This is a genomic window from Sandarakinorhabdus sp., from assembly GCF_031430775.1.
Taxonomy (GTDB): domain Bacteria; phylum Pseudomonadota; class Alphaproteobacteria; order Sphingomonadales; family Sphingomonadaceae; genus Sandarakinorhabdus.
This window is the reverse complement of the sequence record NZ_JANPCD010000111.1, coordinates 1-14,411: the sequence shown is the minus strand read 5'-3', so window position 1 is coordinate 14,411 and position 14,411 is coordinate 1. Positions and strand designations below refer to the sequence as shown.

Sequence of the window (14,411 nt, the reverse complement as noted above, 5' to 3'; positions counted from 1 at the left end):
CTCGCGACCAGGGCACCAGCTGGGACCGCATCTCGCCCGACCTGACCACGCAGAACCCCGTCAAGCAACAGCAGGAAAAATCCGGCGGCATCACGGTCGACAACTCGTCGGCCGAAATGCACACGACGATCTATTCGATCTCGGAAAGCCCGCTCACCGCCGGCACGATCTGGGTGGGCACCGATGACGGCAATGTCCAGTTGACCCGCGATGGCGGCGCCAGCTGGACCAACCTGACCAGGAACCTCAAGCTCGGCCCGGAAAACTGGATCAGCTGGGTCGAAGCCAGCCGCCATGCACCGGGCACCGCCTATGCCACGGTCGATCGCCATAGCTGGGGCGATATGGCCCCGCATGTCCTGCGCACTACCGATTACGGCAAGACCTGGACCCGCCTTGCCGGCCCGGCCACACCGGGCGTGCGCGGCTATGCCCATGTCATCAAGGAAGACCGGCTGAATGCCAATGTCCTGTTCCTCGGCACCGAATTCGGCCTGTTCATCAGCCGCGATGCCGGCGCCAATTGGGAGGCGTTCCGCCCCGGCAACTTCCCGGCGGTGGCGGTGCGCGATATCGCACTGGCGCAAAAGGGCGATGATCTTGTCATGGCCACCCATGGCCGCGGCATCTGGATCATCGACGACATCAGCCCGCTGCGGGCGCTGACGCCTGCCGTCACCGCCAGCAACGTGACGCTGTTCGCATCCGACACGGTGCAGCAGCGCATTGCCGGCAATGGCGGCTGGGCCGAGGGTGATGCGTCATATGCCGGGCAGAATCCGGCCGACGGCGCGGTCATCACTTATTTCCAGAAAAGCCGCCATGTCATCGGGCGCATGAAGCTGGAAATCATCGGCCCCGATGGCAAGCTGGTCGAGGAACTGCCGACCTCCAAGCGCAAGGGCCTCAACCGTATCGTCTGGTCGATGCGCACCAAGCCGCCGACCGTGCCGCCGGCGGCCAGCCTTGCCGGCAATTCCATCATCGGCCAGCGCGTCGTGCCCGGCGCCTACAAGGTCCGGCTGACCAAGGCCGGCGATGTCAGCGAAGTGCCGCTGAACATCGGCCTTGATGCCCGCGCCGCCTTTACGCTGGCCGACCGCCAGGCACAGTATGACGGCGCGCAGCGGGTCAAGGCGCTGTTCGGGCGCATGACCGGCGTGACCTTTGGCCTGATCGGCATGAAGGCGCAGGCCGAGAAGGTCGCGGCGGATACCACACGCCCGGCCAAGGAACGTGCGGCCGCCGAAGCATTGGCGAAGAAGGCCGATGCCCTGAAAAAGGAAGTGGTCGCCACCACCGAAGGCGGCGCCATCACCGGCGAGGAACGGCTGCGCGAAAACATGGATGCAGCCTATGGCCAGGTCATCAGCACCGAAGGCCGGCCACCTGCCTATGCCCTTGCCCGCGTCGATGCGCTGGAAAAGGAACTGGCCGAAGTGGAAGCGGCGTTCGCAGCGATGAAGGCCGGGCCGGCCACCGCGCTCAATTCGTTGCGCATCAGGGCCGGCCAGCCGGCGATCGATCTGGCGGCGGCGAGCTATCCGGAGGAAACGGCACGCGGCGGGCCGGTATCGGCACTGGCACGCGGCCTTGTCGGGACGCGCTATTTCGGCAAATTCTCCGCTCTGGAAGTTCAGGGCGAGAAGGACTGATGCAGCCGGACTGCCGGGCGGCTCTGCTCGGCCTGCTGCTGGCCTCTCCGGCGTCTGCACAGGACGCCGGAGTGGCGCCGTCCCTGCCCGCTTCGGCGCTGATTACCGTGACCGCGCCGGCACCGGAAGGCCGCGTGCTGTCGCCGACCGTCCGCCTCGACACCGAGGCGCTGGAGGACCGGCAGCCACGCAGCATCGCCGATGCCCTGCGCGGTCTGCCCGGTGTGTCGCTGCGCACCAATTCGCGCGGTGAAACCGTGGCAAGGGTGCGCGGCAGCGAGGAACGGCAGACACAGGTTTTCCTCGATGGCGCACCGCTCAGCGTGCCCTGGGACGGGCGCATCGATCTCGGACTGATCCCGGCCGGCGTGATCGGCAGCGTGTCGGTGCGCAAGGGCGCCGTGCCGATCGAATATGGCGCCAATGCCGTTGCCGGCGTGGTCGATCTGCAAAGCCGCCGCGAAGGGTTCTCGGCCATCGCACAGGCCGGCAACTACGGCCTCGCCAATGTCTCGGGCGCTGCGAGCGTCTTGCTGGCGGGCATTGATCTCACCATCGGCGCTGCGCACCAGAGCCAGGATGCGCAGCGCGTCGCCGACCCGGCAGCCCTGCCCTTTTCCCAAACAGCCAACCGGCGCCGCACCAATACCAAAAGCGATGCCAACAGCCTGTTTGTCGCCGCCGGCGGCGCCTTGGGTGCTGTATTGCTCAGGGCCAGCGTCCTGCATTTTTCCGCCGCGCGCGGCATCGCACCCGAATCCGACCGTGACCCCGCGCTGGCCGCACCGCGCTACTGGCGCTACCCCGCTGTCGATTTCGCTCAGGCGCAAATCAGCGCATCGGCCGATCTTGACGGCGCCGAATTGCGCGGCGTGCTGTGGCGGCAATGGTTCGGCCAGACCATCGCAGCCTATCGCAGCGCCGATTATGCGGTCCTGCGCGGCCGCGAGGACAATGACGACGACACACTGGGCGGCCGCGCCACCCTCAGCCATGGCGCCGGGCCAGTCGCCTTGCGCTGGAGCGCATCGGCGCAGCAGGCCGACCATATCCAGCGCGACACGGCGTTTCCGACAGACGCGCCGGGTCCATCACTGGCGTATCGCCAGACGCTGTTCAGCCTTGGCGCCGAAGCCGATGTCGCGCTTGCTGAAGCCACGCATCTGACGGTTGGCCTTGGCCATGACTGGTCGGCCAATCCGCGCACCGGCGACAAGCCGGCGCAGCCTGTACGCGGCGCCTGGGCTTTTTCTGCCGGCTTGCGACGGGCGCTTGGTGGTGAATGGCAGCTGAGCCTGACAGGTGGGCGGCGCACGCGCTTTGCCTCGGCGCGCGAATTGTTCGGCGAATCACTGGGGCGGTTCCTGCCCAACCCTGGCCTGCGCCCCGAACGCATCTGGTCGGTTGATGGCGAAATCGGATTTCGGCGAGGCGGCATCACCCTTGGCCTCAATCCGTTCTATGCCCGCACCGATGACGGCATCGGCCAGCGTGTCATCAGCGATGCCGGCCTGTCGCTGCGCCAACGGTTCAACCAGCCCCGGACTACAAGTTTTGGCGTTGACGCGCTGGCGCTGTTTCCCATCGGCAAAACCATCACGCTGGCGCTGACAGGCACGTGGCTGAACGCCCGCGACCAAATGGGGGCGCCGCTGCTGCAAAGGCCATCGCATGAGGCAATGCTGGCGTTCGATTGGGCGCCGTCCCCAGCTTTCGACATGCGGGCGGAATGGCGCCGCATCGGGCCGGCACGCGATCTTGGCGCTGCCGGCGATGTCGTGCAGTTGCCGGCGGCTGATGAGCTCAACCTGCGCGCCACCTTTGCACTGTTCGCGTATCGCGGCGCGCGTGTTACCGCGACACTGGCCATCGACAACCTGACCGATGCTCTGGTGATACCGCAATCCGGCCTGCCGGCGCCGGGACGCACGCTCCGGCTGGGCCTGAGGCTGTCCAGCGACGGCGATTGATGCCCAAGGGTTTGAAGCAGAGCTTGAGGGCGGGGGGTTGAGGCGGGATTGGCAAGTCGCTATATCGCATCAGACAAGGCGGTCCAGAAGGCCGCCTTCATGCGTTGCCGGTGTCCGCCTTTGACACCGCGTCGGAGCTTTTGCGCCATGACCATCACAGCCCTCATGCCCGTATACGGTCGGTGCGAGGTCGAGCCTGTGCGCGGTGATGGCTGTTACCTGTATGATGCACAGGGCAATGAATGGCTGGATTTCGCCAGCGGTATTGCGGTCAACCTGCTTGGCCACAGCCATCCGCATCTGATCGGCGCCATCCAGAAACAGGCCGCGACGCTGATGCACACGTCCAACCTGTATAAATCGCCGGCCCAAACCGCGCTTGCCGAACGGCTGGTGGCGCTGACGTTTGCCGACACGGTCTTCTTCACGAATTCGGGTGCCGAGGCACTGGAATGCAGCATCAAGACCTGCCGCGCCTATCATTACGCGACGGGCAACCCGCAGAAATACCGCATCCTGACCTTTTCCAACGCGTTCCATGGCCGCACGCTGGCGACCATTTCGGCGACCGATCAGGAAAAGCTGCGCAAGGGCTTCGAACCCCTGCCCGACTGGTTCCATGTCCTGCCGTTCGGCGACCTTGAGGCAGTCAAGGCCGCCATCGACCCCAGCATCGGCGGCATCATGATCGAACCTGTGCAGGGCGAAGGCGGCATCCGCCCGGCGACACCCGAGTTCCTGCGCGGCCTGCGCGACCTTTGTGACGAACATGGCCTGCTGCTCATCCTCGACGAAGTGCAGTGCGGCGTCGCGCGCACCGGCACGCTGTTCGCCCATGAACAATATGGCATCACGCCCGACATCATGGCCATCGCCAAGGGCATCGGCGGCGGTTTCCCGGTCGGCGCCTGCCTCGCCACCGAAAAGGCGGCCACCGGCATGGTTGTCGGCACGCACGGCAGCACCTATGGCGGCAATCCGCTGGCGATGGCGGCTTGCCAGGCCGTTCTCGATGTCGTGACCGAGCCGGCGTTTTTGGCGCATGTGAACGAAATGGCCACCCGGCTGCGCGCCGCGCTGGAGCAGATGATCCCCAATCACGACGATCTGTTCGAAAGCGTGCGCGGGCTTGGCCTGATGATGGGCCTCAAGCTGAAATCCGACAGCCGCGCCTTTGTCACTTTCGCCCGCAGCCATGGCATTTTGACCGTGGCCGCCGGCGACAATGTCGTGCGCCTGCTGCCGCCGCTGATCATCGACGAGCATCATATTCGCGAATGTGTCGATAAACTCTCGGCCGCCGCAGCCGCCTACCGCACCGCGCAAGCGGCCTGACCCGGCCCCTATCGACAACCCGAACCGTCCGCAGCTTCCTTTTGGAAGTCCGGGCAGGATATTGAAAATGCCGCATTTTCTTGATCTATCATCGCCGACGGCGGCAGGGCTTCGCGCCATTCTGGACGAAGCGCACCGCCGCAAGGCAGCGCGCACCGGCTGGGCGCGGGGCCGTATGGATTGCGATGCGCCGCTGGCTGGCCACACGCTGGCCATGGTTTTCGAAAAGCCCTCCACCCGCACGCGGTTCAGTTTCGACATGGCAATGCGCCAGCTTGGCGGTAGCACGATCGTATCGGGCGCCGGCGACATGCAGCTGGGCCGAGGCGAATCCATCGCCGATACCGCCCGCGTCATCGGCCGCATGGTCGATGCCGTCATGCTGCGCACCGGCGTGCATGACAAGCTGGAGCAATTCGCAGAAGCCGCCAGCGTGCCGGTCATCAACGGCCTGACTGACCTGTCCCACCCCTGCCAGGTCATGGCCGATATCATGACATTCGAAGAACGCGCCGGCCGCCCGGTGACGGGGTCGAGCTGGGCCTATGTCGGCGACGGCAACAACATGACCAATTCGCTGATCGAGGCGTCATCGATGCTCAAGTTCGACCTCAGGGTCGGGGTGCCGCACGGATTCGACCCCGATGCCGGCGTCATGGCCACGGCCTGTGCGCGCGGTGGCTGCATCGATCTGGTGCACAATGCCGCCGCCGCCGTCGAGGGCGCCGAAGTTGTCGTCACCGACACCTGGGTGTCGATGGGCCAGCGCGATTCGAAGGAAAAGATCGCGGCGATGATGCCGTTCCAGGTCAATGCTGCACTGATGGCCAAGGCCGCGCCGGACGCGCTGTTCCTGCACTGCCTGCCGGCCCATCGCGGCGAGGAAGTCACCGACGCCGTGCTCGATGGCCCGCAGTCGGCGGCCTGGGACGAGGCCGAAAACCGCCTGCATGCCCAAAAGGCCATCCTGCTGTGGTGCATGGGCAAACTGTGATCGAAGGACTGGCTCCCATCGCCGACCGCACTCTGGGCTTCATCGTGCCGGACCGTTCGGCGCGCGGCCAGGTCGTGCGGCTGGATACGGCGCTGGCTGCCGTGCTGGCGGCGCATGACTATCCCGACGCGCTGGCGCGGTTGCTGGCGCAGGCATTGACGATCACGGCACTGGTCGGTCTGGCCCTGCGCCAGGACCAGGGGCAATTGACCCTTCAAGCGCAGGCAAAGGGCGGTGCAATCGACCTTCTGGTCTGTGACTGGCGGGCCGGCGAAGTCAGAGGTTACATCAACTACGACCCGCAGCATGTTGTAACCAATGACATGAACCTGTCCGAACTGTTCGGCGACGGCCATCTGGCCATCACGCTGGACCAGACGACTTCGGGCGAACGCTATCAGGGGATCGTCGCGCTGGAGGGCGCGGACCTTGCCAGTGCCATCACCGGATATTTTGAAAGTTCAGAACAATTGCCGACGTTGATCCGCGTTGCAGTCAGCGGCGATGCGAGGACCGGCTGGCTGGCCGGCGGCCTGCTTGTGCAGCATCTGGCGCGCTCCGAGATCGGCGGCGAACGGTTGGATGCCGGCGATCAGCACCCGGACTGGGACCATGTCATGGCCCTGGCCAGCACGATCAAGGACTCCGAGCTGACTGATCCGGAACTGTCGCCCGAGGCGCTGTTGTGGCGGCTGTTCCACGAGGAAGTCGTGCATGTCACGCCCGGCCCGGTGCCGGCGCGCGGCTGCCGCTGCTCGCCAGCGCATATCCAGGACGTGCTGTCGCGCTTCCCCGAAGCCGAGCGCATCGACATGCGCGGCGATGATGGCCGCATCGCGGTGGATTGCCGCTTCTGCGCCCGCGTTTTTGCCATCGAGGCTTGAGGCGATGACGGCTCCGCTCGCTGTAGTCCTGCTGTCGGGCGGGCTGGATTCGACCACGGTGGCGGCCATGGCCCGGGCGCAGGGCTGGCGGCTGCTGGCCCTGACCATCGACTATAACCAGCGCCACCGAATCGAGCTTGATCATGCCGCCCGTGTCGCCGCTGCCCTGGGTGCCGAACGCCATATCGTGCTGCCGCTGGATTTGCGCGGCTTCGGCGGCTCGGCGCTGACCGCCGATATCGATGTGCCGAAATCCGGGGTCGAGCCGGGCATTCCGGTGACCTATGTGCCGGCGCGAAATACCATATTCCTGTCGGTGGCGCTGGGCTGGGCCGAGGCGGCCGGCGCGCGCGATCTGTTCATCGGCGTCAACGCGCTGGATTACAGCGGCTATCCCGATTGCCGGCCCGAATTCATCGCAGCGTTCGAGGCCATGGCCAACACCGCCACCAAGGCCGGGGTGGAGGGCACGCAATTCCGTGTTCACACACCCCTGGCCGCCATGACCAAGGCCGATATCGTCCGCGCCGCACTGGCCGTCGATTCACCGATCGCGCTGACCTGGAGCTGCTACGACCCGCTGCCATCGGGCCGGCCCTGCGGCGCCTGCGACAGCTGCCGCCTACGTGCCAAGGGCTTTGCGGAAGCCGGCATCGCGGACCCGGCCCTGAGTCCTTCGACATGACTTACGCTGTAAAGGAATGCTTTCTCACCCTGCAGGGCGAAGGCGCGCAAACCGGGCGGCGGGCGGTGTTCCTGCGCTTTGCCGGCTGCAACCTGTGGACGGGCCGTGAGCAGGACCGTGCCAGCGCCATCTGCACCTTTTGCGACACCGATTTCATCGGCACCGATGGGACGGGCGGCGGCAAGTTCGTATCGGCCGCCGCGCTGGCCGATCATGTGCTGGCGGTCTGGAACGCTGATCCTGCCCATGCGCTGGTGGTCTGTACCGGCGGTGAGCCGCTGCTCCAGCTTGATGCGCAGCTGGTGGCGGCGCTGCACACGCGCGGCTTTGCCATCGCGGTGGAAACCAACGGCACACAGGTTCCGCCGGCCGGCCTCGACTGGATCTGCGTCAGCCCCAAGGCCGATGCGCCGCTGGTTCTGAACGCAGGCCAAGAACTCAAGCTCGTCTATCCGCAGCCCAAGGCCATGCCGGAACGGTTCGAAGCGCTTGATTTCCAACATTTCTTTCTGCAGCCGATGGATGGCCCCGACCGCGAAGCCAATACCCGCGCCGCGATTGCCTATTGCCTTGCGCACCCGCGCTGGCGGCTCAGCCTGCAAACCCACAAGCTGACGGGCATGCCCTGAGTCACGGCGGCCGCTATTCGACCCCCTCGCGCTTGCCCATCTGCCGCAGGATCCACGCCTGCATTTCGGATTCCATGACTGGCAGCGGCACCGACCCCATCGCTAGCAACGTGTCATGGAATGGCCGCTGGTCGAATTTTGGCCCAAGCGCTGCTTCTGCCCTGGCGCGCAATTCGCGGATCTTCATCTCGCCCAGCTTGTAGGCCAAGGCCTGGCCCGGCCATGAGATGTAGCGGTCCACCTCGACCTCGATATCGCGGCGCGACAGCGCGGTGTGATCCTCAAGATAGGCAATCGCCTGTTCGCGGCTCCACCCCATCGTGTGCAGGCCGGTGTCGATGACAAGCCGGGCCGCACGCCACATCTCGAAGGTCTCGCGGCCGAACTCCTCATAGGGCGTTTCGTACATGCCCAGCTTGGTACCCAGCCATTCGGTGTAAAGCCCCCAGCCTTCGCCATAGCCCGAGAAATATGCCTCGCGCCGGAACGCCGGGCGGGCGGGCGCCTCAAGCGCCAGCGCCGCCTGATGGCTGTGGCCCGGCACGCATTCATGCAGCGTCAGCGCCGTCAGATTGTACAGCGGCCGCGACTTCAGATCATAGGTATTCATGTAGCAGGCATCGAGGCCGCCGCGCCCCGATGTGTACAGCGGCGCAATCTCGTCGGCGACCTTGCGCAGCGTGAAACGATAGCGCGGCAGCACGGTGAATACGTCCTTAAGCTTGCCGTCCATTTTCTTCATGACCAGTGCCGAAAAGCCCAGAAGCTCGGCCGGCGTGCGCGCATAGAACTGCGGATCACTACGAAGAAAAGCAAGGAAAGCCTTGAAATCGCCATTGAAGCCCGTCTCCTTCATCGTGCGCTGCATATCGGCATCGATGCGTGCTACTTCGGAAAGGCCGATCTGGTGAATGGCCTCGGGGGTCAGCTCGAGCGTCGTGAATTCCCGCACCTGGTCGCGGTAAAAGGCCAAGCCGCCGGGCAGGTCGCTGGCGCCGAGCGTGCGCCGCGCACCGGGCACATATTCGGTGCGAAGGAACGCCAGCAGCCGGTCATGGGCCGGCACGACCTTGGTATTGATGACATCAAGCGCCTCTGATTGCAGCAGCGCCTGGGTCACCGCCGGCACAGACGAGGACATCAGCTTGAACGGACGGTAGAACGGGCTGTCGGTGCCGGGCCGCGACTGGGCGGCAACGCTGCCGTCACGCCCCGCCAGTGTCACCTGCGGCGGTGTGAAGCCACGCGCCAGCCCGGCACGCATATTGGCGATATTCTCATTAAAATACCGAGGAATATCGCGCATCCGATTGATATAGCGACGATAGTCCTCTTCTGTGGACAGTCCGCCCTGCGCCGGCAGATAGCCCCAGAAATTGGAATCGCTGTTGACCGGCATTTCGAATGTGCGCCAGCCGATATTGGCGAGATCGGCGCGCAGCAGCTCGGTCAGCACCAGCGCGTTCAAACGCTCCTCGGGCGACAGATCGGCAATCGCGATCGCCTGCACCCCGGCCAGCGCCTTTTGGAAATGGCCGCGTCGGCGCTCCTGACACGTCGGCGTGACGCAGGGCAGCCGGTCACCGGGCAGTGTTTCCAGCCCCTTTTCGAACTGCCCCGATTCGGCCAGCTGGACGCGCCAGACCTCGTCGTAGATCGCCTTGAGCCGCGCGTCGGCGCCCTGTGCCTGTACAGCGCACGGCAAAACCAGCTCAACCCGGCAATAAAGGCACGCATCAGCCACGGCCCCGATAGGTCGGCACGCCCTGATCGGGCAGCCACAGCGCCGCCGGCGGAGCGCCTGTCTGCCAGAACACATCGATCGGGATGCCGCCGCGCGGATACCAATAGCCGCCGATCCTGAGCCAGCGCGGCGCCATTTCGGAAACCAGCCGCAGGCCGATGCCGACCGTCACCGCTTCATGGAAGCCTGCGTGGTTGCGAAACGACCCCAGGAACAGCTTCAATGCCTTTGATTCGACTATGGTTTCGTCCGGCACATAATCGATGACGATATGGGCAAAATCCGGCTGGCCGGTGACCGGGCACAGCGACGTGAACTCCGGACAAACAAAGCGGATGAGATAGTCAGTGCCTGGCTGTGGGTTGGGCGGATAATCAAGCACGGCGGCTTCGGGCGAATCCGGCAGGCACGACATCTGGCCCAGGTGCATGACACCGCTTTGCAACACGTCGGTCATTGGCTCTCCAAATGGTAACATCGGTGGGTGACATGGCGGCTTTGGCCCATTATGTCACGCGCAAGAACAACGGGGAGTGTATCGATGAATTTGCTGGTGTCCACGGACTGGCTGGCCGCTGAAATGGGCAAGAGCGATCTGCGCATCATCGACGCCACGATATTCCTGCCCGCACATGCGCGCAGCGCCCGCGCCGAATTCGAGGGCGCGCATATTCCCGGCGCGGTTTTCTTCGACATCGAGGAAGTGTCGGACACGTCGAGCAACCTGCCCACCATGCTGCCGCCAGCGGAAAAATTCGCCTCGCGTTGCCAGGCGCTGGGCCTTGGCGATGGCAGCCGCATCGTTGTCTATGACAACAGCCCGTTGAAATCCTCGGCGCGCCTTTGGTGGATGCTTAGCCTGTTCGGCGCCCATGAAGTGGCCATTCTTGATGGCGGCCTTGCGAAATGGCAGGCCGAAAGCCGCCCGCTGGAAAGCGGCAAGCCGATCGTGCGTCACCGGCATTTCACTGTCTGGGCCGACAAGGCGCTGGTCCGGGACCAGTCGCAGATGTCGGAAAACCTGCGCACCAAGGCCGAACAGGTCGTGGATGCACGTTCGTCAGGCCGTTTTACGGGGGCCGAGCCCGATCCGCGCCCCGGTGTGCGTCCCGGCCATATGCCGGGGTCGAAGAACCTGCCCTATTCCGAAGCCTTCAACGCAGATGGCACCTGGAAGTCGCCGGCTGAACTCAAGGCCTTGTTCGACGGTCTAGGCATCGATCTCGCCAAGCCGCTGGTCGCCACCTGCGGTTCGGGGATCACGGCGCCGGTGCTGGCCTTTGCCGCAGCCTTGCTCGGCAACACAAAAGTCGCGGTGTACGACGGCAGCTGGTCGGAATGGGGCGCCAGCGCGCACAATCCGGTGGTCGTCGGCGCCTGAACCGATGAGCAGGGCAGCGCGGTGACCAAAAGATTGCGCCGCCCCCCGGCTGCCGACCTTTCGGGCCAGGCGATTGCCACGCGACTTGTCCATGCCGGGCGCGGCCCGGGCCTTGCCGAAGGAGTTGTAAACCCACCGGTGTGGCGCGCCTCGACGATGTTGTTCGACAGCTGTGCCGATCTTGATGCCGGCAATGCTGCGCCCGATGCCGGCCTGTACTACGGCCGGCGTGGCAGCCCGACGCACTGGGCGCTGGAGGATGCGCTCACCGCGCTGGAGCCGGGTGCTGCCGGCACGAAATTGTTCCCGTCGGGCGTTGCCGCAATCACCACAGCGCTGCTGGCAGTCGTCAAGTCCGGCGACCATGTGCTAATCACCGACAGCGCCTATGAGCCGACGCGGCTGTTCGCCAACGACATTTTGAAGCGCATGGGCGTTACCACCCAGTATTTCGACCCGGCCATCGGTGCCGGCATTGCCGATATGATTCGGCCCGAAACAAGTGTCATCCTGCTTGAATCCCCCGGCTCGCTGACGTTTGAAATTCAGGACATTCCGGCGATCACCGCCATCGCCCGGTCGCGCGGCGTGGTGACGCTGATCGACAACACCTGGGCCACGCCGCTGCGACACCAGCCATTGGCATTGGGCTGTGACATTTCCATCCAGGCGCTGACGAAATATGTCGGCGGCCATAGCGACCTGATGATGGGTAGCGCCACCGCGACCCCGGCGCTGCTGCCGCGCCTGAAGGCCGCGACCTATCGGCTTGGCCATAGCGTCTCGCCCGATGACGCGGCACTGGCGCTGCGCGGCCTGCGCACTCTGGCCGTGCGGCTGGACCGGCAAGAGGCAAGCGCGCTTACCATCGCGCGCTGGTTGGAAGGTCAGGACGCCGTCGAACGCGTGTTGCATCCTGCCCTGCCCAGCCACCCCGGCCATGCGCTGTGGCGGCGCGATTTCACCGGCGCGTCGGGGCTGTTCGGCTTTGTGCTCAAGCGCGGCAGCCGCCAGCAGCTTGGCGCGCTGATCGATGACCTTGCGCATTTCGGCATCGGCTTTTCCTGGGGCGGGTTTGAATCGCTGGCGTTGCCGGTGAAAATGGACGGCTGCCGAAGCGTCACCACCCTGGATTACACTGGCCCCATCGTGCGCCTGTCGATCGGCCTCGAAGACCCGGCCGATCTTATCGCGGATCTGGCGGCAGGGCTGGCGCGCCACGAGGCGCAATTCGCATAGGGTGCGACCGGCGCCTCTCCCGCAAGCGGGAGAGGGCAAGATCAGTCAGCATCGTCCACGTCAACCTTGTCGCCGGTCACCCGCTGGGACAGGGCAGCGGCCATGAAGGCATCAAGATCGCCGTCCAGCACATCGCCGGGCGCCGTTGACGTGACGCCAGTGCGCATGTCCTTCACCAGCTGGTAGGGCTGGAGGACATACGAGCGGATCTGGTGGCCCCAGCCAATATCGCTCTTGCCGGCTTCGACATCGGCGGACGCAGCTTCGCGGATGGCCAGTTCGCGCTCATAGAGCCGCGCCTTGAGCATCTTCATCGCGGTGGCACGGTTCTTGTGCTGCGAACGTTCATTCTGGCAGGCGACGATGACGCCGGTTGGCATATGGGTGATGCGCACGGCGGAATCCGTGGTGTTGACGTGCTGCCCGCCGGCGCCGGATGCCCGGTAGGTATCGATTTTCAGGTCGCTTTCCTTGATATCGATCTCGATATCATCGTCGATCTGCGGATAGACCCAGACGCTTGCAAAGCTGGTGTGGCGCCGCGCTGCGCTGTCATAGGGGCTGATACGAACCAGCCGGTGGACACCGCTTTCGGTCTTGGCCCAGCCATAGGCCTGCGGGCCCTTGATGAGCATGGTGGCGTTCTTGATGCCGGCGGTTTCGCCCGAATTGAAATCGATCAATTCGACCTTGTAGCCATGTTTTTCAGCCCAGCGCTGGTACATGCGCTGGAGCATCGAAGCCCAGTCCTGGCTTTCGGTGCCGCCGGCGCCCGAATTGATTTCGACATAAGTGTCATTGTTGTCGGCTTCACCCGACAGCAGCGCCGCAACCTTGTCCCGCTCGGCCTTTTGAGCCAGCGCCTTCAGGGCCGCGACGCCGTCATCGGCCATCTCGGTGTCGCCCTCGGCGTCTGCCATTTCAATGAGCTCGGCGGTTTCGGCCAAGTCACGCTCGATGGAGCGCGTGGCCGAAATCGCCTCATCAAGGCGGCGGCGTTCGGTCATCACGGCTTGTGCAGCCTTGGGATTGTCCCAAAGTTTGGGATCCTCGACGCGGTTGTTCAGTTCGTCGAGACGGCGGAGTGCGCGATCCCAGTCAAAGAAACCTCCTTAGCAGGTCCAGCGCCTGCTTGATGGAATCCGCATAAGCCTGTGCTTCGGCACGCATGTCAGTTGTTACCCTTGGAGCCTGTGCCGGCGATGTAACGGGCGCGGCGGGCCAGCACAAGCGTTGCTGCGGGCCAGCATCAATAGATGCCGCCCTCCTGCTCCAGGAAGTCCGCGTCGCTGGTCACGCGGCCACCACCGCGTGCCGCATAGGCGCCGACCTTGCCGGTGCGGCGCGGTTCGCTTTCGGGCTTGAAAGCCTCCCAGATCACTGCGGGCTTTGGCTCGTCGGTAGGCCATTCGCCGAACACGCGCTTGCCGCTGCGCCGGTCGATGCGGACCATGCGCACGCCGGGCGGAATGACAAAGGGCAGCTTGGGCGCGTCCTTGAGCGCGATTTCGCCGAATTGCCGCCAGATCGGCGCCGCGACGGTGCCGCCCTGGGCATAGCCGCCAAGGCTGCGCGGCTTGTCAAAGCCCAGATATAGGCCGGCGACGAGATCCTGGGTACCGCCGACGAACCACACGTCGTTGGGGCCACTGGTGGTGCCGGTCTTGCCCGCCAGTGGCCGCCCCAATGGCATCAGCGCCGTACCGGTGCCGCGCTGGATGACGCCTTCCATCATATGGACGATCTGGTAGGCGGTGCGCGGGTCCATGACCTGCACGGGCTTGCCGCCGGGCCTCGGCATCGCCTCGCCTTTCCAATCTGGCGCGTTGCAGCCGGGGCAGCTGCGCGTGTCACGCCGCCAGATGACCTTGCCGTCGCGGTCCTGCACATAATCG

At 65.0% G+C, this 14,411-nt stretch carries 13 protein-coding genes; 9 read left to right on the top strand and 4 right to left on the bottom strand.

The window, feature by feature from the left end; translation table 11 throughout:
* The 7 genes from RMQ73_RS06800 to queE form a co-directional block, all read left to right on the top strand.
* On the top strand, window positions 1–1,655 hold a 1,655-nt coding region (locus RMQ73_RS06800; protein WP_409049846.1), incomplete at its 5' end, for a WD40/YVTN/BNR-like repeat-containing protein.
* A complete protein-coding gene (locus tag RMQ73_RS06795; protein ID WP_310497333.1) occupies window positions 1,655–3,625 on the top strand; it encodes a TonB-dependent receptor domain-containing protein in 1,971 nt (656 codons plus the stop codon). The genes RMQ73_RS06800 and RMQ73_RS06795, both read left to right, overlap by 1 nt.
* A 147-nt stretch (window positions 3,626–3,772) precedes the next feature.
* On the top strand, window positions 3,773–4,960 hold the full coding sequence (locus RMQ73_RS06790) for an aspartate aminotransferase family protein (protein ID WP_310497332.1): 1,188 nt from the start codon (window positions 3,773–3,775) through the stop codon (window positions 4,958–4,960).
* A 67-nt stretch (window positions 4,961–5,027) separates the two neighbouring features.
* Window positions 5,028–5,954, top strand: coding sequence for an ornithine carbamoyltransferase (gene argF, locus RMQ73_RS06785; protein WP_310497331.1), 927 nt, complete (start codon window positions 5,028–5,030; stop codon window positions 5,952–5,954).
* On the top strand, window positions 5,951–6,838 hold the full coding sequence (locus RMQ73_RS06780) for an Hsp33 family molecular chaperone HslO (RefSeq protein WP_310497330.1): 888 nt from the start codon (window positions 5,951–5,953) through the stop codon (window positions 6,836–6,838). The genes argF and RMQ73_RS06780 overlap by 4 nt, the downstream gene beginning before the upstream one ends.
* 4 nt (window positions 6,839–6,842) lie before the next feature.
* Window positions 6,843–7,523, top strand: coding sequence for a 7-cyano-7-deazaguanine synthase QueC (gene queC / locus RMQ73_RS06775; RefSeq protein WP_310497329.1), 681 nt, complete (start codon window positions 6,843–6,845; stop codon window positions 7,521–7,523).
* Window positions 7,520–8,152 (top strand): 7-carboxy-7-deazaguanine synthase, encoded by a 633-nt coding sequence (gene queE, locus RMQ73_RS06770; RefSeq protein WP_310497328.1) that lies wholly within the window; start codon window positions 7,520–7,522, stop codon window positions 8,150–8,152. Before queC ends, queE begins: the two co-directional genes overlap by 4 nt.
* 13 nt (window positions 8,153–8,165) lie before the next feature.
* Here the strand turns inward: queE and RMQ73_RS06765 are convergent, their stop codons facing one another.
* Both RMQ73_RS06765 and queF read right to left on the bottom strand, forming a co-directional pair.
* The gene (locus tag RMQ73_RS06765; RefSeq protein WP_409049845.1) at window positions 8,166–9,971 is read right to left on the bottom strand and encodes a DUF885 domain-containing protein; all 1,806 of its coding nucleotides are present in this window, start codon (window positions 9,969–9,971) and stop codon (window positions 8,166–8,168) included.
* Complete coding sequence (gene queF, locus RMQ73_RS06760) at window positions 9,889–10,353, bottom strand: preQ(1) synthase (protein WP_310497326.1); 465 nt, start codon at window positions 10,351–10,353, stop codon at window positions 9,889–9,891. The genes RMQ73_RS06765 and queF overlap by 83 nt, the downstream gene beginning before the upstream one ends.
* A gap of 84 nt (window positions 10,354–10,437) precedes the next feature.
* Between queF and sseA the strand changes: the two genes are divergently transcribed.
* On the top strand, window positions 10,438–11,277 hold the full coding sequence (sseA, locus tag RMQ73_RS06755) for a 3-mercaptopyruvate sulfurtransferase (protein WP_310497325.1): 840 nt from the start codon (window positions 10,438–10,440) through the stop codon (window positions 11,275–11,277).
* Between the two features lie 21 nt (window positions 11,278–11,298).
* The gene (gene metC / locus RMQ73_RS06750) at window positions 11,299–12,516 is read left to right on the top strand and encodes a cystathionine beta-lyase (RefSeq protein ID WP_409049844.1); all 1,218 of its coding nucleotides are present in this window, start codon (window positions 11,299–11,301) and stop codon (window positions 12,514–12,516) included.
* A gap of 41 nt (window positions 12,517–12,557) precedes the next feature.
* Here metC and prfB read toward each other — a convergent pair.
* Together prfB and RMQ73_RS06740 are read right to left on the bottom strand one after the other, a co-directional pair.
* Window positions 12,558–13,686 (bottom strand): peptide chain release factor 2 gene (prfB, locus tag RMQ73_RS06745; RefSeq protein WP_310497324.1). Its coding sequence is split into 2 segments (ribosomal slippage): window positions 12,558–13,616 and window positions 13,618–13,686, totalling 1,128 coding nucleotides; the frame shifts between segments, so codons are not numbered across the junction.
* Between the two features lie 79 nt (window positions 13,687–13,765).
* The coding region (locus RMQ73_RS06740) for a penicillin-binding transpeptidase domain-containing protein (protein WP_310497322.1) at window positions 13,766–14,411 on the bottom strand (646 nt) is incomplete at its 5' end.